Source organism: Pseudomonas frederiksbergensis (genome assembly GCF_003732665.1).
Taxonomy (GTDB): domain Bacteria; phylum Pseudomonadota; class Gammaproteobacteria; order Pseudomonadales; family Pseudomonadaceae; genus Aquipseudomonas; species Aquipseudomonas frederiksbergensis_G.
Genome location: NZ_MOBP01000025.1, coordinates 36,713 through 55,795, shown reverse-complemented (window position 1 = coordinate 55,795; position 19,083 = coordinate 36,713). Strand labels below are relative to the sequence as shown.

Genomic DNA, 19,083 nt, shown 5'->3' with positions numbered 1-19,083 from the left:
GGAAGTCATGGCTGGAAATTAGCCGGGCGTTGGTGGCAAGTCAATGGCCAATTTTGTCGGGCCTCTGTAGGCTGGCGATTCTGCTCATTGTCCCCAAGGAAGGTCACCATGAAGTCTGTAACCCTGCCCCTGATTGCCCTGATTGCGTTTGCCGGCTACACCGTATCGGTGATGTTGCAGGCGGAGCAGTCGTTGATCGAGTTTGGCCTCAGCCTGATGTCGCGGCCGGATACAGCGCAGGTGGTGATTGATCTTTATCTGCTGGCGACGCTGGCGGGCATCTGGATGTATCGGGATGCGCGTCAACGCGGCAGGTCGGGGTTGTCGGTGATTCCGTATCTTTTGCTCACGGCCATTTTCGTTTCGGTTGGGCCTTTGTTGTACTTGGTGGTTCGGGGGGTTCAAGACCGTTCAGTTCGTGTCGATCCAGGCCAAGCAGTTTGATTCGGAATCTGCTGTGATGTTGATATTGCTTTCGCGAGCAAGCCCGCTCCCACACTGGATCTGTGGCGTTCACAAGCCCCCCTGTGGGAGCGGGCTTGCTCGCGAAGGCGGCCTGAAGGCCAACAAAGTTACTTGGCCAAGCGCCTGAGCCCCAGCACCATCACCCCCGCCCCCAACATCATCGCCGTCAGAAACAACGGATAAGAAATCCACCACGGCGTCCCCGCCGTCATCATGCTGAACTCGGACATGCCGCCAATACTGGCAATCAGGTTCAACGGCAGGAACACCACGTTGATCAACGTCAGCTTTCGCAACAAGTTGTTCATGCTGTTGTTCATCAGGTTGCCCCGGGCATCGATCAGCCCAGAGAACACCGTGGAGTAGATTTCCGCCTGTTTGTAGCATTGGTTGTTTTCGATGATCAGGTCGTCGATCAGGCCGATGGCCTCGCTGCTGAAGTGTTCCTTTTCCGCGTGGTTGCGCAGCCGGGTCAGTACCGCGCCGTTGCTGTGGATGGCATTGATGTAATAGATCAGGCTCTCGCTGAGGTTGAACATCTGGATCAGATGCTGGTTTTCCATCGAGGCGTTGAATTTCTGCTGCAACTCCCGGGCAACCAGTTTGATCACCTTCAGGTGGCCCAGGTAGTGATGGATGTTGTTGAACAACAAATCCAGCAACACATCCAGCGGCGTGTTGAGCCGCTGGCGCGTGCCGAGGCCATGCAGCGGCGAGTCGTCGGTGGCGATCACCAGCAAGCGGCCCGGGGAGAACAGCAAGCCGCAGGACGACACCTCGAAGGCCAGGCTGCCGACGCCGGAATAGTTTTCCGGACGTTTCCAGATCAGGAACAGGTTGTCGGGGTGAAACTCGATTCGCGACACCTCGTCCGGGTCCAGGGCCGAGGCCAGGGCATGCTCATCGAGCTTGAAATGGCTGTGCAGCAGGTCCCGCTCGGCGGCATCGGGGTTGCTGAACAGCATCACTTCGGCGTCCAGTCGTTCGACGGTATGCAGGACGCCGTGGGTCAGTTGAAAGCTCTTGATCATTGGCCGTTCACCAGGCCTGGCCGCGTCGCTTGAGCTCCAGGCGGCGGACGAACTCTTCCAGCACCAGCGAGTACAAATCGTCCTGCAAATAGGCGTCTTCGATGCCGGCGTCCATGTTCGGGTTGTCGTTGACCTCGATCACCACCACTTTGTCGCCGGACTGCTTGAGGTCGACGCCGTAGAGGCCATCGCCGATCAGATTGGCGGTCTTCACCGCCAGCTCCACCACCGCGCGCGGTGCTTCGTGGACCGCCAGGGTGCGGCATTCGCCGTTGATGTCCTGGCCCTTGGCCTTGTGGTTGTAAATCTGCCAATGGCCCTTGGACATGAAGTACTGGCAGGCAAAGATCGGTTTGCGGTTGAGCACGCCGATGCGCCAGTCGTACTCGGTGTAGAAAAATTCCTGAGCGAGCAGCAATACCGAATGTTCGAACAGTTCGGCGGTGGCTTCGAGCAAGGCTTGCTGGCTTTCGACCTTGATTACGCCCCGGGAGAAACAGCCGTCGGGGATTTTCAACACCAGCGGAAAGCCCAGGCGTTCGCCGACCCGTTCGAAGTCTTCCGGTCGTTCCTTGTAGAGGATTTCGGTGGCAGGCATGCCCAATTGATGGCTTTTGAGCAGGTCGGTCAGATAGACCTTGTTGGTGCAACGCAGGATCGACGTCGGGTCGTCCATCACCACCAGCCCTTCGCTCTCGGCTTTCTTGGCGAAACGGTAGGTATGGTTGTCGACGCTAGTGGTCTCGCGGATCAGCAGGCCGTCGTATTCGGCGATGCGGGCGTAATCCTTGCGCTCGATCAGCTCGACATCGATGCCCAGGGTTTTGCCGACACGGACGAAGTTGTCCAGGGCCTTGGCGTTAGAGGGCGGCAAGGCTTCCTGCGGGTCATGCAGGATCGCCAGGTCATAACGGGCCAGGCGCCGGGAGCGCGGCACGCGCCATATCTTGCGACTGAAGCTGTCCAGGGAGTTAGCGAACTGATCTTCCTGATCTTCACGCAACTTGTGCAGTGCGCCGGACTTTATACCTTCAATGTGCCAGCCGTTAGTTCGCCGAAACTCAACTAACAAAATCGGGCACGGAAACACTTCAAATAACTGCCGCGCCAGATCCTGCAAAGGTTCGATATTAGTCTTGCCAAAATAAAGGGTTAGCGTAAAGCCTTCAGTGTCGCTGTAAAGATGATTACTGAGGGCTTTTTCCAAGGGTTTATCCAGGTCGTCCAGCGCCAGGCCGTACAGGGATTTACGGGTCAGCTCGCTGATGGTCCGCACCGATGGAATAACCTTGTGCCCCCGGGCTTCGGCCAGCAGCGAGCAGTAGTAGCCGTGCCCCAGGTACTTGTAACTGCGGCACAGGTTGATCACCTGGACCCGTTTTCCCTGCTCGTTGTCGCGGGTTTGCTCCAGGTATTCCTGGGCGGTGACGATGTCTTCGCTGGGAAAGTACGACGCCCAGTCTTCCTTGCGTTCGACGATGATAATCAACTGGCTGGAAGTTCTAACCGCGTCATTTAAATAAGTTGCCGCCGGCAAAGTTTGCTCGGATACTTCGCGCCAATGACCTTGTACCGCTGACATAGTGATTGATCCGTTGGAGAACAAGACCTTTCCTATTAAGCACGAACTTTTTCGAAAGTCCCGTTTCGTTACGCAACTTTTACGGTGGTCATATGCATCCTGTCTTTCGCTTGGCGGTAGTTGACGACTTACCGGCGCTGCTCAAACTCGAAGAGCAATGCTTCACCACGGATCGGCTCAACAGTCGCAGTTTTCAGTGGATGATCACCCGTGCCCATGGACAACTATTGGTCGCCGAGGTCGGCGAGGCGCTGCTCGGGTACGCGGTGGTGTTGTTCCATCGCGGCACGTCCCTGGCGCGGCTGTATTCGATTGCCATCGCCGCCGAAGCTCGAGGCAATGGCTTGGGCAAGCAGTTGCTGGAGCGGGTCGAGGCCTGTGCCCTTGAGCACGATTGCGCTTACCTGCGGCTGGAGGTGCGCATCGACAACCCGGCGGCGATTGCCCTGTATGAGCGCAACGGTTACCGGCGCTTTGCGCTGATTCATGACTATTACCAGGACCACGCCGACGCGCTGCGCCTGGAGAAACGCATCCTCCAGCACCGGGATTCGCGCAATATCCAGGTGCCCTGGTATCGCCAGACCACCGATTTCACCTGCGGCCCGGCCTGTTTGCTGATGGCCATGGGCGCGCTGCAACAGGGCCGATTGCTGGAACGGCGTGAAGAACTGCAAATCTGGCGCGAGGCGACCACGGTGTTCATGACCTCGGGGCACGGTGGTTGCAGCCCCCAAGGTTTGGCGCTGGCGGCGTGGCGACGCGGCTTTCGCGTGCGGTTGCAATTGAGCATGGCCGGGCCGTTGTTTCTCGATGGCGTGCGCGATGAACATAAAAAGGACGTAATGCGTCTGGTCCACGAGGAGTTCACCGCGCAATTGCAGGACACCGACGTGGAACGGGTGATTGGCGGGCCGCTGGATCTGCCCCGACTGCTGGATGCGGGCGGGCAGCCGCTGGTGTTGATCAGCAGCTATCGCCTGACCCGCTCAAAGGCGCCGCACTGGGTGATGGTCACCGATTGCGACGAGGAGTTTGTCTACCTGCACGACCCGGATGTGGATCACAGCCAGCATCGCCAGCCCATGGACTGTCAGCACTTGCCGGTGAGTCATGGGGAGTTTGAGAAGATGTGCAGTTTTGGACGGGGGAAGCTTCGGGCGGCGGTGATTCTGTATAGCCGACAGTGAAGCAGCTCTGGATTTTTGGTGCGTATGAAGCCGCCTTCGCGAGCAAGCCCGCTCCCACATTTGGAATGCGTTCCCTCTGTGGGAGCGGGCTTGCTCGCGAAAGCGGTAGATGAGTTTTACTTCAACCCGACTTTGTACAAAGCCCCGTCTTCCTCATCCGTCAGCACATACAAATACCCGTCAGGCCCCTGCCGTACATCGCGAATCCGCGCCTTGAGTTCCCCCAGCAAACGCTCTTCATGCACCACTTTGTCGCCATCGAATTGCAAGCGAATCAGCTCCTGGCTCGCCAGCGCGCCGATGAATACGTTGTGCTGCCAAGGCTTGAAGCGGTCGGCGTCGTAGAACGCCATGCCGCTGATGGCAGGAGAGACTTCCCAGACATGGTGCGGCGGCACGGTGCCTTCGGCGGTCTTGCCCGTGGCCTCCGGAATCGGCTGGCCGGAATAGTTGATGCCGTTGGTTGCCAGGGGCCAACCGTAATTCTTGCCGCGCTCGATGACGTTGATCTCGTCACCCCCCTTGGGGCCGTGCTCGTTTTCCCACAGCGTGCCGTTCCAGGGGTTGAGTGCCGCGCCTTGGGGGTTGCGATGGCCGTAGGACCAGATCTCCGGACGCACGCCAGCCTGACCGACAAAGGGGTTGTCGTCCGGCACCTTGCCGTCCGGGTAGATCCGCACGACTTTGCCTTGCAGCTTATCGAGGTCCTGGGCGGTCATGCGGTCATTGTTTTCACCCAGGGTGATGAACAGATAACCGTCACGGTCGAACACCAGCCGCGAGCCGAAGTGATTACCCACCGAGAGCTTCGGCTCCTGGCGGAAAATAACCTTGAAATCCTTGAGGGTGGTCAGGTCTTCGGACAAACGCCCGCGACCCACCGCCGTCCCGGCCTTGTCGCCATCGCCACCGCCCTCGGCGAAGGACAGATAAACCATGCGGTCCTGCTGGAAATCCGGTGACAGCACCACATCGAGCAAACCGCCCTGCCCCTTGGCCCAGACATTGGGCACGCCGCTGATCGGCGCTGAGCGTTTGCCATCGGTGCTGACTACCCGCAGGTTGCCGGGCCGTTCAGTCACCAACATCCCTTGGCGATCCGGCAGAAATGCCAAGGCCCACGGGTGTTCCAGGCCCTTGGTAATCGGCGTGACTTCGAGGGTGCCTTGTTCGCTTTTGAGTTCCTGGGCGGGCGCCGCGAAAACAGGCGCCGCGGCGGTGATCAGTACGCTGGCGCAGAAGGTCGCCAGGAGGGTTTTACGCAACATGCACGCTTCCTTTTGTCGTTCGAATGGCTGACAGAATCAATCTGCCGGTCAACGGTTGCTGCTGTCCGAGTCCCGGGGTGGTGGGTTGGGAATGAATTTCGGTGGCGAGCTGGGCGCTGCTTTGTCCTGGGGATAGCGGTTGCCGATGCCGCCGTTTTCCAGGGTTGGCGGGCGCGGCACGGGGGCGAACGTGGGCTGTCGGGTGGCCGGCTGCGTGCCTTGCATACTGTTGGGGTTGGCCCGGTGAATCGGGCTGTTGTAGGGGTTGTTGTTACTGCTGCCCGTCGGGCTCTGGGCCAGGGCCGTCTGGCCGAGCACAGCGCTCAAGGCCAACACGGTGCTACCGAGCACAAATCTGTTCATGGGGAGCCTCTCTGCGGACACGGGAATAGAGTCTTCGATGCCACGCTACGCCCGACGTTCGGATTTGTTAACTGAAACCTCCTTCACAGATGTAACACCGGTTTACCTGCACCGCTGATCCCCCCGCAGCGCCTGGGCGCAAGCCGCTGAAACTTTTGCGCGGGGCCAAAGGTCACCTGATCATCACTTGCGAGTAGACGAAGATGGCCCGAGCAATCTGGAAAGGCGCAATCAGTTTCGGCTTGGTGCACATCCCCGTGGCACTGGTGTCGGCAACCTCATCCCAAGGGGTGGATTTCGACTGGCTCGACAGCCGCAGCATGGACCCGGTGGGCTACAAACGCGTCAACAAGGTCACCGGCAAGGAAGTCACCAAGGAACATATCGTCAAAGGCGTGGCCTACGAAAAGGGTCGCTATGTGGTGCTCAGCGAAGAGGAAATCCGCTCCGCGCACCCGCTGTCGACCCAGACCATCGACATCTTCGCCTTCGTCGACAGCGAGCAGATCCCGCTGCAAAACATCGACACACCCTATTACTTGGCGCCGGACAAACGCGGTGGCAAGGTCTACGCACTTTTGCGTGAAACCCTGAGCAAGACCAACAAGGTCGCCCTCGCCCATGTCGTGCTGCACACCCGTCAGCACCTGGCGGCGCTGATGCCACTGGAGTCGGCGATGGTGCTGGTGATGCTGCGTTGGCCGGCGGAAGTGCGCAGCCTGGATGAACTGGAACTGGGCAGCGAGGTGACCAAACCCGAACTGGCAAAAGGAGAGCTGGAGATGGCCAAGCGCCTGGTGGAAGACATGAGCGCCGACTGGAAACCCGAGGATTACCGCGACAGTTTCGAAGACAAGATCATGGCCCTCGTGGAGAAAAAGGCCCATGAAGGCAAGATCGAAGACGTCGAGAGCACCACTGGCGAGGAGGAACGTAAAACGGCGGATGTCATTGACTTGACCGAACTGCTCAAACGCAGCCTCGGCGGCAAGGCAGCCAGCAAACCGGCGGCCAAGCCGCGCAAAGCTGCGGCCAAACCGGCTCCGGCGAAAAAAGCCACGAAGAGTTCTCGCGGCTGACGGCCCGGGACTCGCAGCACAGGGTAGTCCGCCATGGCTAAACCGGTGAGTGAATACACGCGCAAACGCAACTTCGAGATCACCTCGGAGCCGCCCGAATCGGCGCCGGCCAAACGCGGCAAGAAAACCGCGTCGGCCCTGCGTTTCGTGATCCAGAAACACGATGCGCGCAACCTGCATTATGACTTTCGCCTGGAACTCGATGGCACCCTCAAGAGCTGGGCCGTGCCCAAAGGCCCGAGCCTCGATCCGACGCAAAAGCGCCTGGCGGTACATGTCGAAGACCATCCCATCAGCTACGGCACCTTCGAGGGCAGTATTCCCGAGGGTCAGTACGGCGCCGGGGATGTGATCGTCTGGGATCACGGCGTCTGGCAGCCCATTGGTGATCCGCAGGAAACCTACAAGGCCGGCAAACTGAAATTCACCTTGATCGGCGAAAAGCTCTCGGGGGACTGGGCGTTGGTGCGCACTCACCTGCGCGGCAGTGGCGACAAGGAACAATGGCTGCTGATCAAGGAAAAGGATCAACAGGCGCGGCCGATCAGTGAGTTTGATGTGGTGGCCGAGCTGCCGAAAAGCGTATTGAGCGATGCCACGGTGGGCGATAAGACCACCAAAAAAGCCACCAAAAAAGCCACAAAAAAAACCGTTAAAAAACCCAAACCAGCCACCCTGCCCGAAACATTCAGCCCTCAACTGGCGACGCTGATGGACAAGGCCCCGGCCGGCGACTGGCGTTATGAAATCAAGTTCGATGGCTACCGCATCCTCGCCCGAATCGACAACGGCGAAGTTCGGTTGTTGACCCGCAACGGCCACGACTGGACCGCCAAATTACCGCTGCAAGCCAAGGCTCTGGCCGATATGAAACTCGACGGCAGTTGGCTGGACGGCGAAGTGGTGGTGTTGAACGACAAAGGCTTTCCGGATTTTCAGGCGTTGCAGAACGCTTTCGAAATCGGCCGCTCGGTGGATATCGTCTATTTCGTGTTTGACGCGCCCTTCTTGCACGGCGTCGATCAGCGCGAATTACCGGTGGAAGATCGCCGTGGCGCGTTGAAAAAAGCCTTGGGGCGCAAGTCGCGGCAGGTGTTGCGCTTTTCCGAGGCGTTCACCGCCAAGCACCAGGACATCATCGAGAGTGCCTGTGCGCTGTCATTGGAAGGCGTGATCGGCAAGCGCGCCGGCAGCCCTTACGTGTCTCGACGCAGCCCCGACTGGATCAAGCTCAAATGCCGCTTGCGCCAGGAGTTCGTGATCATCGGCTATACCGCGCCGCAAGGCTCGCGCAGCGGTTTTGGCGCCCTGTTGCTCGGGGTCTACGACGATACCGGACTGGTTTATGCCGGTCGGGTCGGCACCGGGTTCAATCAGGCCAATCTCAAGTTGTTCCATGGGCAACTGCAGAAACTAGAACGCAAGACCTCGCCATTGGCCAAGCCCCTGACGTCCGCCCAGGCCCGGGGCGTGCAATGGGTCGAGCCGACGCTGGTGTGCGAAGCGGAATTTGCCGAGTGGACCCGTGAAGGCGTGGTCCGGCAAGCGGCCTTCATTGCCATGCGCACCGACAAACCGGCAACAGAGATTGTTCGTGAACAACCGCAATCCCCCAAAGCGAGCAAACCTGTGAGCGAGAAGAAACCCATCAGCAAGGACAGCACCGTCGCCGGGGTCAAGATCACTCATCCCGAGCGGGTGATCGACAAGGACAGCGGCACGCAAAAACTGCAACTGGTGCAGTTCTACGACAGCATCAGCCAGTGGATCCTGCCGTTCCTGCGCGACCGCCCGGTGTCGCTGTTGCGGGCGCCGGAAGGAGTCGAAGGCGAACAGTTCTTCCAGAAACATGCCGAACGCCTGGCGATCCCCAACATCAAGCACCTGGACCCGAACATCGACCTGGGCCATGCGCGGCTGATGGAAATCGACACGGTCCAGGCGCTGATCGGCGCAACGCAAATGGGCACTATCGAGTTGCATACGTGGGGCGCTACCCACGACAAGATCGAAACCCCGGACCTGTTTGTCCTCGACCTCGACCCCGATCCGGCGCTGCCGTGGAAAAGCATGGTCGAGGCCACGCAACTGACCCTGTCGGTGCTGGACGAAATCGGCCTGGAGGCGTTCTTGAAAACCAGCGGCGGCAAAGGCATGCACATCATCGTGCCGCTGGCGCGCAAGGATGACTGGGACACGGTCAAGGCGTTCGCCAAGGCCATCGCCCAGTTCATGGCGCAGCAACTGCCGGAACGGATCACCGCGACCATGGGCCCGAAGAATCGGGTCGGCAAGATCTTCGTCGATTACCTGCGCAACACCCGAGGGGCCAGTACGGTGGCGGCGTATTCGGTGCGGGCTCGGCCAGGGTTGCCGGTGTCGGTGCCCATCAGTCGGGACGAGTTGACTGAATTACACGGTTCCCAGGAATGGACCGTGGCCAATTTGCTGGAGCGGCTTGAGGGGTTGAAGGGGGATCCGTGGGAGGGGTATGCCAATCGGCAGAAGATCACGGCGAAGATGTGGAAGCAGTTGGGAGCCAAGAAGCCTTAGGCTTTGTGGTGAATGTAACGGCCTCTTCGCGAGCAAGCCCGCTCCCACAGGGGATTTGTGAACACCACAGATCCAATGTGGGAGCGGGCTTGCCCGCGAAGGCGTCAGCCGCTCAGATACAAAACTCAGATCAGCACGAAAACCGCCAATAGCCCACCAAAAATCGCCCATTTCTCCAGGTAGTAACGCGCCCGGTTGCGCTTCTTCAGCTCCTTGCCCCGCAACCGTACCTTGTAGATCTTGGTGAACAACCGATTGATACCACCGGTCTTGTCGCCCGCATCATTCGGCGCGCCCGCCGCCGACATCACATTGCGGCTGAACCAACTGTTGAACGCCGCCGCCCAGCGGTACTTCATCGGGCGTTCGACGTCGCAGAACAGGATGATACGGTTCTGATCCGTGGTGTTTTCCGCGTAGTGGATGAACGTTTCGTCAAACATCACCGCTTCGCCATCGCGCCAGTGGTAGTTCTCGCCGTCGACATTGATGTAGCAGCCGGCATCGTTCGGCGTTTCCAGGCCCAGGTGATAGCGGTAGGAGCCTGCATACGGATCGCGGTGGCGCACCAGTTTGGAACCCGGTGGCAGCTCGGCGAACATCGCGGCCTTGATCGAGCCGATGCTTTGCACCAGTTCAGTGGTGCGTGGGCAGAGTTTCTCGGCTGAAGGATGGCTGTCGCCGTACCACTTCAGGTAGAAACGCTTCCAGCCACTCTTGAAGAACGAGTTGAAACCCACGTCGTCGTATTGGTTCGAGCGCTTGATTTCTCCGGCCCGCAGCAGGTTCTGCCCCTCTTCGCGGATTTCTTCCCAGTGCGCCTGCAACGGGCTCAGGTCCGGAAAGTCCGCCGGGTTGAGATAGGGTTTGCTGGGCATTTTGGAGAACATATAAAGGAAGCAATTGATCGGCGCCAGGAACGTCGAGTGATCGCTGAGTTGACGACCCAGTTTGTGGCGGACACGACCGCGCAGGTGAACGTACGCGATGGAGACAACATAAATAGCGGCAATAATAAGTTTCACGGCAATCGTCACACGTCAGAAGTGAACAAACTGCGCTGCCGGCCAAGCGGTCTGACGCAGTGTCTGAATACGAAACAGCGGTCCCGGTGGCGCGTCCTTGAGCCCAGGCCATCATGGCATTGGGTGAAAGGTGGCATTTTAGCCCCCGTTTGTAACAAATAGTTAGCTTACAACTGTGAAAATGTGTCCGCTGATGCTGCCAAAGTGCCCGCGCAGGCTCAACGCCCTATCGTTTAAAGAGCCAGACCAGTACAATCGCCGCCAAACATTACGCGCCCCCCTTGGTTGATGACGGGAATGAACCCCGCCTCAGCGCACTTCGACTCGGGCCAAGCGCTCCATTGCTGCTGTCCACTTATTGCCAGATGGACCTTCCGCTTCTGACCGGGATGCATTTCCCGTGGTTTGAAAACCGGAACCGGGTACTGAATCGGTACTGCCGCACCCCTAGCTACTCTGAATGCTTCGCAGGAAAAACCTTTGATTTCTACAGCTAACATCACGATGCAGTTCGGCGCCAAGCCGTTATTCGAGAACGTTTCGGTCAAATTCGCGGCGGGCAACCGCTACGGCCTGATCGGCGCCAACGGTTGCGGCAAGTCGACCTTCATGAAAATCCTCGGTAACGATCTCGAGCCGTCCGGCGGCCAGGTCATGCTCGAGCCGAACGTGCGTCTGGGTAAATTGCGCCAGGACCAGTTCGCCTACGAAGAATTCACCGTGATCGACACCGTGATCATGGGTCACGAAGAGCTGTGGAAGGTCAAGGCTGAGCGCGATCGCATCTACTCGCTGCCGGAAATGACCGAAGAAGACGGCATGGCCGTGGCCGAACTGGAAACCGAGTTCGCCGAAATGGACGGCTACACCGCCGAATCCCGTGCCGGCGAATTGTTGCTGGGCCTGGGTATCGGCATCGAGCAGCACTTCGGCCCGATGAGCGAGGTGTCCCCAGGCTGGAAACTGCGCGTATTGCTGGCTCAGGCGCTGTTCTCCGATCCTGAAGTGCTGTTGCTCGACGAACCGACCAACCACTTGGACATCAACACCATCCGCTGGCTGGAAAACATCCTGACCCAGCGCTCCAGCCTGATGATCATCATCTCTCACGACCGTCACTTCCTGAACAGCGTGTGCACCCACATGGCTGACCTGGATTACGGCGAGCTGCGCCTGTTCCCGGGCAACTACGACGAGTACATGACCGTGGCGACCCAGTCCCGCGAGCAGTTGCTGTCGGACAACGCCAAGAAGAAAGCACAGATTTCCGAGCTGCAATCGTTCGTCAGCCGCTTCTCGGCCAACGCCTCGAAAGCCAAGCAAGCCACCTCCCGCGCCAAGGCGATCGACAAGATCCAACTGGCCGAGGTCAAGCCTTCGAGCCGTGTTAGCCCGTTCATCCGTTTCGAACAGAACAAGAAGCTGCACCGTCAGGCGGTCATCGTCGAGCGCATGGCCAAAGGCTTTGACGGCAAGCCACTGTTCAAGGACTTCAGCTTCCAGGTTGAAGCTGGCGAGCGCGTAGCGATCATCGGCCCGAACGGTATCGGTAAAACCACCCTGCTGCGCACCCTGGTCAACGAACTGACCCCGGATGCCGGCACCGTGAAGTGGACTGACGCCGCGGAACTGGGCTACTACGCCCAGGACCACGCCCACGACTTCGAAGACGACTGCAACCTGTTCGACTGGATGGGCCAATGGACCCAGGGCGGCGAGCAGATGGTTCGCGGCACCCTCGGCCGGATGCTGTTCTCCAACGACGAAATCCTCAAGTCGGTCAAGGTCATCTCCGGTGGTGAGCAAGGTCGCATGCTGTTCGGCAAGCTGATCCTGCAAAAGCCGAACGTGCTGATCATGGACGAACCGACCAACCACTTGGACATGGAATCCATCGAAGCGCTGAACCTGGCGCTGGAGAACTACCCGGGCACGCTGATTTTCGTCAGCCACGACCGTGAGTTCGTATCGTCGTTGGCCACCCGCATTATCGAACTCAGCCCTAGCGGCGTGATCGACTTCAGCGGTACTTACGATGATTACCTGCGCAGCCAAGGCGTGGTGTTTTAAGAGCAGCGATTGGTTTCAAGCTGCAAGCGGCAAGTAAAAGCCCTGTCCTGGTGACGGGGCTTTTTGCATTCAGGCTTTTTGTTCTTCGGTGTTATTGAGGGCCCCTTCGCGAGCAAGCCCGCTCCCACATTTGGAATGCGCTCCCCTGTGGGAGCGGACTTGCCCGCGAAGAGGCCCTCAAGGGCACCGAATATAGTTAGCCTGCTTCCTTTTATTCCCGACCCACGCCATGATGCAGGTCTCCCACCGCCGCCCGCGAACGAGCCCCATGACTGTGCAGCAACTGCCTCCGCAAAGCTCCATGGCGATCACCCTGCAGATCGTCTCCATCGTTTTCTATACCTTTATTGCCTTCCTCTGCATCGGCCTGCCGATTGCGGTGATACCGGGTTATGTCCATGAACAGTTGGGTTTCAGCGCGATCATTGCGGGGCTGACCATCGGCTGCCAATACCTGGCCACCCTCCTCAGCCGTCCAATGGCCGGGCGTATGTCGGATACCGTTGGCACCAAGCGTGCGATTGTTTATGGGCTGTCGGGGATTGTGCTGAGCGGCGTGCTGACGCTGGTGTCGACCTTGCTGCAAAGTTTCCCGCTGCTGAGTCTGTTGATCCTGATCGCCGGACGGCTGTTGCTGGGGATCGCCCAAGGTTTGATCGGCGTCGGCACCATCAGTTGGTGCATGGGCCAGGTCGGCGCCGAGCACACGGCGCGGTCGATTTCCTGGAACGGCATCGCGTCCTACGGCGCCATTGCCATTGGTGCGCCGCTGGGGGTGGTGATGGTCGCCGAGTACGGCTTTGAAAGCCTGGGGATTGTCCTGTCGGTATTAGCTCTCGGCGCGCTGTTGCTGATTCGCAACAAGCCGTCGGTGCCGGTGATTCGCGGCGAGCGCCTGCCATTCTGGGCGGTGTTCGGGCGCATTGCCCCGTTCGGCGCGAGCCTGAGCCTGGCGTCCATCGGTTACGGCACCCTGACCACGTTCATTACCCTGTATTACCTCAACCGTGGCTGGACCGGCGCGGCGTATTGCCTGACGGTGTTCGGCGTCTGTTTCATTCTGTCGCGGCTGTTGTTTATCTCTGCCATCAGCCGTTTCGGCGGATTTACCTCGGCGATTGCCTGCATGACCATCGAGACCGTTGGCCTGGTGCTGCTGTGGCTGGCGCCGTCCACCGGTTACGCCTTGATCGGCGCCGGGTTGACCGGGTTCGGTCTGTCGCTGGTGTATCCGGCGCTGGGGGTCGAGGCGATCAAGCAAGTGCCCAACTCCAGTCGCGGCGCGGGGTTGAGTGCTTATGCGGTGTTTTTCGATCTGGCGCTGGCGATTGCCGGGCCATTGATGGGGGCGGTGGCGTTGAACCTGGGGTATTCGTGGATTTTCTTCAGTGCGGCGGTGTTGTCGGTGACTGGGCTGGGTTTGACGTTGATGCTCAAACGCCGCGCAATCACCTGACCACCACAATCCATTGTGGGAGCGGGCTTGCTCGCGAATGTGGTGTGTCATTCAGCATCAATGTCGACTGAAAGGGCCCCTTCGCGAGCAAGCCCGCTCCCACAGGGGGTTTAGCAGTGTTCACTGAATTATTGATCCGCCGTCTGCATCCCGGCCCGACTCGGTTTACCCAAGGCATGGGAGAAGAACCGCCCCGCCTCGGAGATCAGGTTGCGGTGAATATCCTCACGATCCACCCCATCCGCATCGGTACACAGCGCAGGCATGGCAATAATCTGCTCTTCATTGCACGGCGCCATGAACACGAAGTGCCCTGCCCCAGCCAATAACTTGAAGTCCGGCGCGATTGGCAGTTTGCGCGCCAGGGCGGCGGCGTTTTTGTCGAAGGCCACCAGTTTGTCGCCGTCGCCGCTGTACAGCAGCACCGGCACATGCACATCCGCCAGGGTATGGCGGCCGAACTTCAGGCTCAGCGGCGCCATCAGCAGCAAGGCGTGGACACGCGGGTCGGCCACGGGCTGCAAGTCGTCACGGTCGACAATCAGCTCGCCCTGAGTGTTGCAGGCATCGCGGTCATCCGGGCGTTCCTGGCAATAGCGACGCAGGCGATCCAGGTCTGGCGTAGCGCCGGACAGGATTAACGCCGTTTCGCCGCCTGCCGAGTACCCAATCACCCCCACCTGTTCAGCGTTGACGAACGGCGCGAGCATGGGATCGCCCAGGGTGGCGGTAATCGCTTCGGAAATTTGCAGCGGCCGACCGTACAGGTTACTCAAGGTGCCGAGACGACTGTGGTCCTTGGAGTTGTCGCCGGGATGGATCACTGCCACGACCACAAAGCCTTTGCGGGCCAGGGAGGTCGCGAGGTCGTGCAAGGCCAGCGGCGTGCCGACGTTGCCGTGGGACAGCATCAGCATCGGGAAACGGCCGATGGCGACCCGGGCGTCTTCACCCGCTTCGACCGTGTAGCCTTCGAGTTTGCTGGTGTGATCCTTGTCGCTGGAAGGATAGAAGGCGATGGCGCGCATCGGCTGCAAGTCCAGCGGATCGAGGAACGTCATCTCGTGATAGCCGACGCTCCAGTGGGCATGCAACCCAGGCGCGGCGTGCACTGAAATCAGGCTGCTGAGCAGGCATATCAGTAACGTTGCACAAAGACGCACCATGGGATGCCCCACCTTGTTACTTGACTGAAAAGCCCGTAGTGCTCCGCTAAGCGGAGGACGCGGCCTTGTGCCAGTGTTTGCGGCCACCAAGGTCGTTGCGCAACGGGGACGTTAAACCCTCGACTGCATAACCTGGGCCACAACATGAAAAACAATCAAAAACAAAAAAACTCTGTAACTGATCATTACGATGACCAGAATACAGAGTTTTTCGGGTATTGCCTGAGCTGTTTAGTATTTTTTACGCAAGCCTTACACAGGCTTTATGCCGCAGCGAACAGTTGCTCGCTGATTTGCGTGTGAGCGTCGCTCAGGGCTTTGGTGCGCACTTCGTCACCGTAAGCCAGGCCATGGGCGCGAACGAATTCAATATCAGTGATGCCCAGGAAACCGAACAGCACTTTCAAGTAGTCTTCGTGCGCTACGCCTGTGGCTTGACCGACGTGCAGGCCACCCGAAGTCGAAACGATCACCAGCTTCTTGCCACCGCACAGGCCTTCAGGGCCAGCTTCGGTGTAGCGGAAAGTCTGGCCGGCAACGGCGATGCGGTCGATCCAGGCCTTGAGTTGGGTCGGGATGGTGAAGTTGTACATTGGCGCAGCGATGACGATGGCGTCAGCAGCGAGGAATTCAGCCAGGGTCGAAGCGCTCAGCTCGGCTTCGTGCTGTTGCGCGGCGTTGCGCAGTTCAGCAGTGGTGCCAGCGGCGACCAGGGTGTTGGCGGAGAAATGGCTGATGGCGTCAGCAGCCAGGTCACGGTAAGTGACGACAGCCGAAGCATCGGCAGCTTGCCAGGCCTTGACCACTTCGCCGCTCAACTGACGGGATGCCGAGTTGTCACCCAAAATGCTCGAATCGATATGCAACAGTTTCATAGAAGGATCTCCAGGTGAGGATCGCCACCGGGCGATCTGATGGAGGGGATCCTACAGATGAATCTAATAGCTGATTAGCCCGCAACAATGCGATAGTTCGTCTCACTGATAGAACAGTCGAGTTTCAAATCATGCAAGACCTGAACGACCTCTACTATTTCGCCAAAGTTGTCGAAGCCGGTGGCTTCGCAGCGGCCGGGCGCTTGCTGGGGATTCCCAAGTCACGGCTGTCCCGGCGCATCGCCGAGCTGGAAGAACGCCTGGGCGCACGCCTGCTGCAACGCACCACTCGCCAACTCAAGCTGACCGCCGTGGGTGAACGTTATCTGCGCCATTGCCAGGCCATGTTGCTGGAGGCGGAAATGGCCGACGAAGCGGTGGCCAGCATGTCCAGCGAGCCCCGGGGCCGGCTAAGGGTGTCCTGCCCGGTTGGCCTGGCCAATCAAATGTTGCCGACGATCATCAGCGACTTTCTCGAGAAATACCCGCAGGTCCAGCTTGAGGTCATGTTGGTCAACCGCCGGGTCGATCTGGTCACCGAAGGCGTCGATGTCGCCCTGCGCGTCCGTGAACTGGGGGATGAAGACCCATTGCTGGTGACCCGGCGCCTGCGTCAGGCGCAAACACTGATGGTCGCCAGCCCCGCCTTCCTGCAGGGTCGGGAAATCAACCATCCGGAAGATCTCAAGGGTTTGCCGGTACTCGGGGCGCTGGAGCCCGATCGCATGGTGCATATCCGTATGCTCGATCAACAGGGCAAAAGCCATGACCTGGCGCTGGAGGCGCGGTTGGGTATCGACGACTTTATCGTGCGCCGGGCCTGCGCCCTCGCGGGCCAGGGGTTTACGGTGCTGCCCATGATGTATTGCGAGTCGGAGCTGGCGGACGGCTCACTCATTCAGTTGCTGCCCGATTGGTCGATGCCCGGCGGTTGGCTGCAAGCGGTCTACCCTCATCGGCGCGGCGTCATGCCAGCCGTGCGCGCCTGGCTGGACCATTTGATCGAATCATTCAATGCCTGTGGGGACCGATTGATATGAAGGCTGGACGCATGAGCGAAGAGGATGTCGCGCAATTTTGCCTGGGCTTGCCCGGTGCCCGGGAAGACTACAAGTGGGGCGGCGTGCAGGTGTTTTCGATTGCCGGCAACAAGATGTTTGCGCTGCAGAACCTGCGGGGCGATTCCCTGGCGTTCAAGGTCGACAAGGATCTGTTCCTCGGTCATTGCGACCGACCGGGCATTCACCCGGCGCCGTACCTGGCCCGGGCGCAATGGATCATCATGCAGGTGCCCTACCCGCTGGGCGCCGAAGAACTGCAAGGCTTGCTGCAACGCTCCCATCAACTGGTGGTCAGCAAATTGCCCAAGCGCACCCAGGTCGGATTGCTTCTGTAGCAATACACCCTGAGCCGAATGCAAGTCACGAGACGTGCGTGTTCTTTAGAAGAAGGCCAGCAAATGCGCGCCGAGGAACAACTGGTCGATCCAGAACACCTGATGCAACAACACGATGAGCCAGAACACCAGTTGAAACGAGACTTTGCGGGTCTTGTGTCGAAATACTTGCTGGGCCACTAATGCGCCCGGCCAGCCACCGGCCAGTTCCACTGCGTGCAGGACGTTTTCCGGGGTGCGCCAAGTGTCGGCGCGGGCCTTGCGCTTGTCGCTCCAGTACAGGAAAAACGCGATCACGCTGACCAGCCCGTAGGCCGCCAGCGGGATCACGGAAATCCCGCGCAGCCACAACGCCAGCGACCCATACAGCGGCAGCACGCAGAGGGCGACGAACACCAGCAGCTTCAAGCGAGGCTGCTGGATCTGCCCCCCGGACGGACGTCCGGAGTTGTTCCGCGCACTGGAATCACTCATGGCTTGGCGGCAGCCCAGTCAACCCAACCGAACTGCCAGGTCGCCAGGATCACCAGGCCAAAGGCAATGCGATACCAGGCAAACGCCGCATAGCTGTGGCTGGCGATGAACTTGAGCAGTGCCTTGACCGCGATCATCGCGAAGATAAATGCGGTAATGAAACCGACGGCAAACACCGGAAAGTCTGCCGGCACGAACAAATGACGGTACTTGAAGCCCGAATACACCGCCGCCGCGACCATGGTCGGCATGGCCAGGAAGAACGAAAACTCGGTGGCGGTCTTGCGCGACAGCCCAAACAAAAGGCCACCGATGATGGTCGAGCCGGAACGGGAAGTCCCCGGAATCATCGCCAGGCACTGGGCGAAGCCGACTTTCAGCGCGTCTTTCCAAGTGATGTCGTCGACCGTTTCGGCATGCACTTCATGCTGGCGCTTCTCGGCCCACAACATGATGATCCCGCCCACCACCAGCGCCGCCGCGACCGTAATCGGGTTGAACAGGTACTCGTGGATCAAATCGGAAAAAATCACCCCCAGCACCACGGCGGGCATGAAGGCGATCAGCAGGTTCGCGGTGAAGCGGCGGGCACTCGGCTGGGTTTTCAAACCGGTCACCACCTCGAGGATCTTGCGGCGAAACTCCCAGACCACCGCCAGAATCGCGCCCAACTGAATAATGATGTTGAACGCAATCGCCCGCTCGCCACCGAAGTTGAGCAAGTCCGCGACGATAATCTGGTGTCCGGTACTCGAAATGGGCAAAAACTCCGTCAGCCCTTCCACTACTCCAAGAATCAGTGCCTGAAAGGCGGTCCAAAGATCCATCAATCCCCCAAGAAGCGATGCGCAAGGCATGCCCCGTTAATATTTTTTAGAGCGTTCACTGGCGGTCAGCGTAGCTGAAGTCGCGCGCGCACAGGATCCACACGAAACGGTAAAAATTCCGTGAAAAATCAACTTGGATTCAGGTTTTTCCTTGCGAGGCCGAAATCCTATCAGAGATGCCTGATTAACGCCGCTGCGTAATTGGACTTGTGTCGCATACTTGCAGCCCGCAAAGCGTGGTTGGATGCTGGCGATCGTTTATG

Annotated in this window: 17 protein-coding genes; 8 read left to right on the top strand and 9 right to left on the bottom strand. The window is 59.3% G+C overall.

The features are described from left to right. The first annotated feature begins 108 nt into the window (after positions 1-108). Entirely contained in the window at positions 109-444 is a 336-nt protein-coding gene (locus BK665_RS32010; protein WP_123410464.1) for a DUF2834 domain-containing protein, read from the top strand. 128 nt (positions 445-572) lie between these two features. On the opposite strand, the gene BK665_RS32005 is transcribed toward BK665_RS32010, so the two are convergent. Then, positions 573-1,496: a magnesium transporter CorA family protein gene (locus BK665_RS32005; RefSeq protein WP_123410463.1), complete on the bottom strand. Its 924-nt coding sequence runs from the start codon at positions 1,494-1,496 to the stop codon at positions 573-575. A 7-nt stretch (positions 1,497-1,503) separates the two neighbouring features. Further along, complete coding sequence (locus tag BK665_RS32000) at positions 1,504-3,078, bottom strand: RimK family ATP-grasp domain-containing protein (protein WP_123410462.1); 1,575 nt, start codon at positions 3,076-3,078, stop codon at positions 1,504-1,506. 92 nt (positions 3,079-3,170) lie between these two features. Between BK665_RS32000 and rimI the strand changes: the two genes are divergently transcribed. After that, positions 3,171-4,268 (top strand): ribosomal protein S18-alanine N-acetyltransferase, encoded by a 1,098-nt coding sequence (gene rimI, locus BK665_RS31995; protein ID WP_123410461.1) that lies wholly within the window; start codon positions 3,171-3,173, stop codon positions 4,266-4,268. Positions 4,269-4,384: 116 nt separating this feature from the next. Here the strand turns inward: rimI and BK665_RS31990 are convergent, their stop codons facing one another. Both BK665_RS31990 and BK665_RS31985 read right to left on the bottom strand, forming a co-directional pair. Beyond that, positions 4,385-5,536, bottom strand: coding sequence for a PQQ-dependent sugar dehydrogenase (locus BK665_RS31990; protein ID WP_123410460.1), 1,152 nt, complete (start codon positions 5,534-5,536; stop codon positions 4,385-4,387). 48 nt (positions 5,537-5,584) lie between these two features. Beyond that, positions 5,585-5,899, bottom strand: a complete 315-nt coding sequence (locus BK665_RS31985; protein WP_123410459.1) for a hypothetical protein — start codon at positions 5,897-5,899, stop codon at positions 5,585-5,587. A 203-nt stretch (positions 5,900-6,102) separates the two neighbouring features. On the opposite strand from BK665_RS31985, the gene ku reads away from it, so the two are divergent. Together ku and ligD are read left to right on the top strand one after the other, a co-directional pair. Further along, positions 6,103-6,978 (top strand): non-homologous end joining protein Ku, encoded by an 876-nt coding sequence (ku, locus tag BK665_RS31980; protein ID WP_123410458.1) that lies wholly within the window; start codon positions 6,103-6,105, stop codon positions 6,976-6,978. Between the two features lie 33 nt (positions 6,979-7,011). Further along, the gene (gene ligD, locus BK665_RS31975) at positions 7,012-9,531 is read left to right on the top strand and encodes a DNA ligase D (protein ID WP_123410457.1); all 2,520 of its coding nucleotides are present in this window, start codon (positions 7,012-7,014) and stop codon (positions 9,529-9,531) included. Between the two features lie 125 nt (positions 9,532-9,656). Here ligD and lpxO read toward each other — a convergent pair whose 3' ends face one another. Continuing rightward, positions 9,657-10,556, bottom strand: coding sequence for a lipid A hydroxylase LpxO (gene lpxO / locus BK665_RS31970; RefSeq protein WP_123410503.1), 900 nt, complete (start codon positions 10,554-10,556; stop codon positions 9,657-9,659). 480 nt (positions 10,557-11,036) lie between these two features. Here lpxO and BK665_RS31965 point away from each other — a divergent pair, with 480 nt between their 5' ends. Continuing rightward, complete coding sequence (locus BK665_RS31965; RefSeq protein ID WP_123410456.1) at positions 11,037-12,626, top strand: ABC-F family ATPase; 1,590 nt, start codon at positions 11,037-11,039, stop codon at positions 12,624-12,626. Between the two features lie 268 nt (positions 12,627-12,894). Beyond that, complete coding sequence (locus BK665_RS31960; RefSeq protein ID WP_123410455.1) at positions 12,895-14,082, top strand: MFS transporter; 1,188 nt, start codon at positions 12,895-12,897, stop codon at positions 14,080-14,082. Between the two features lie 128 nt (positions 14,083-14,210). On the opposite strand, the gene BK665_RS31950 is transcribed toward BK665_RS31960, so the two are convergent. Together BK665_RS31950 and BK665_RS31945 are read right to left on the bottom strand one after the other, a co-directional pair. Beyond that, positions 14,211-15,248, bottom strand: a complete 1,038-nt coding sequence (locus BK665_RS31950; RefSeq protein ID WP_123410454.1) for an alpha/beta hydrolase family protein — start codon at positions 15,246-15,248, stop codon at positions 14,211-14,213. A 263-nt stretch (positions 15,249-15,511) separates the two neighbouring features. Further along, the gene (locus BK665_RS31945) at positions 15,512-16,123 is read right to left on the bottom strand and encodes an FMN-dependent NADH-azoreductase (protein WP_123410453.1); all 612 of its coding nucleotides are present in this window, start codon (positions 16,121-16,123) and stop codon (positions 15,512-15,514) included. 131 nt (positions 16,124-16,254) lie between these two features. Between BK665_RS31945 and BK665_RS31940 the strand changes: the two genes are divergently transcribed. Then, positions 16,255-17,163, top strand: coding sequence for a LysR substrate-binding domain-containing protein (locus BK665_RS31940; RefSeq protein WP_123410452.1), 909 nt, complete (start codon positions 16,255-16,257; stop codon positions 17,161-17,163). After that, positions 17,160-17,519 (top strand): MmcQ/YjbR family DNA-binding protein, encoded by a 360-nt coding sequence (locus tag BK665_RS31935; RefSeq protein WP_123410451.1) that lies wholly within the window; start codon positions 17,160-17,162, stop codon positions 17,517-17,519. The genes BK665_RS31940 and BK665_RS31935 overlap by 4 nt, the downstream gene beginning before the upstream one ends. A gap of 45 nt (positions 17,520-17,564) precedes the next feature. Here BK665_RS31935 and BK665_RS31930 read toward each other — a convergent pair whose 3' ends face one another. Together BK665_RS31930 and BK665_RS31925 are read right to left on the bottom strand one after the other, a co-directional pair. Next, positions 17,565-17,993 carry a DUF1294 domain-containing protein gene (locus BK665_RS31930; RefSeq protein ID WP_123410450.1) on the bottom strand — a complete coding sequence of 143 codons (429 nt, stop codon included), beginning with the start codon at positions 17,991-17,993 and terminating at the stop codon, positions 17,565-17,567. Continuing rightward, on the bottom strand, positions 17,990-18,820 hold the full coding sequence (locus tag BK665_RS31925) for an undecaprenyl-diphosphate phosphatase (protein WP_123410449.1): 831 nt from the start codon (positions 18,818-18,820) through the stop codon (positions 17,990-17,992). Before BK665_RS31925 ends, BK665_RS31930 begins: the two co-directional genes overlap by 4 nt. Positions 18,821-19,083: the final 263 nt, after the last annotated feature.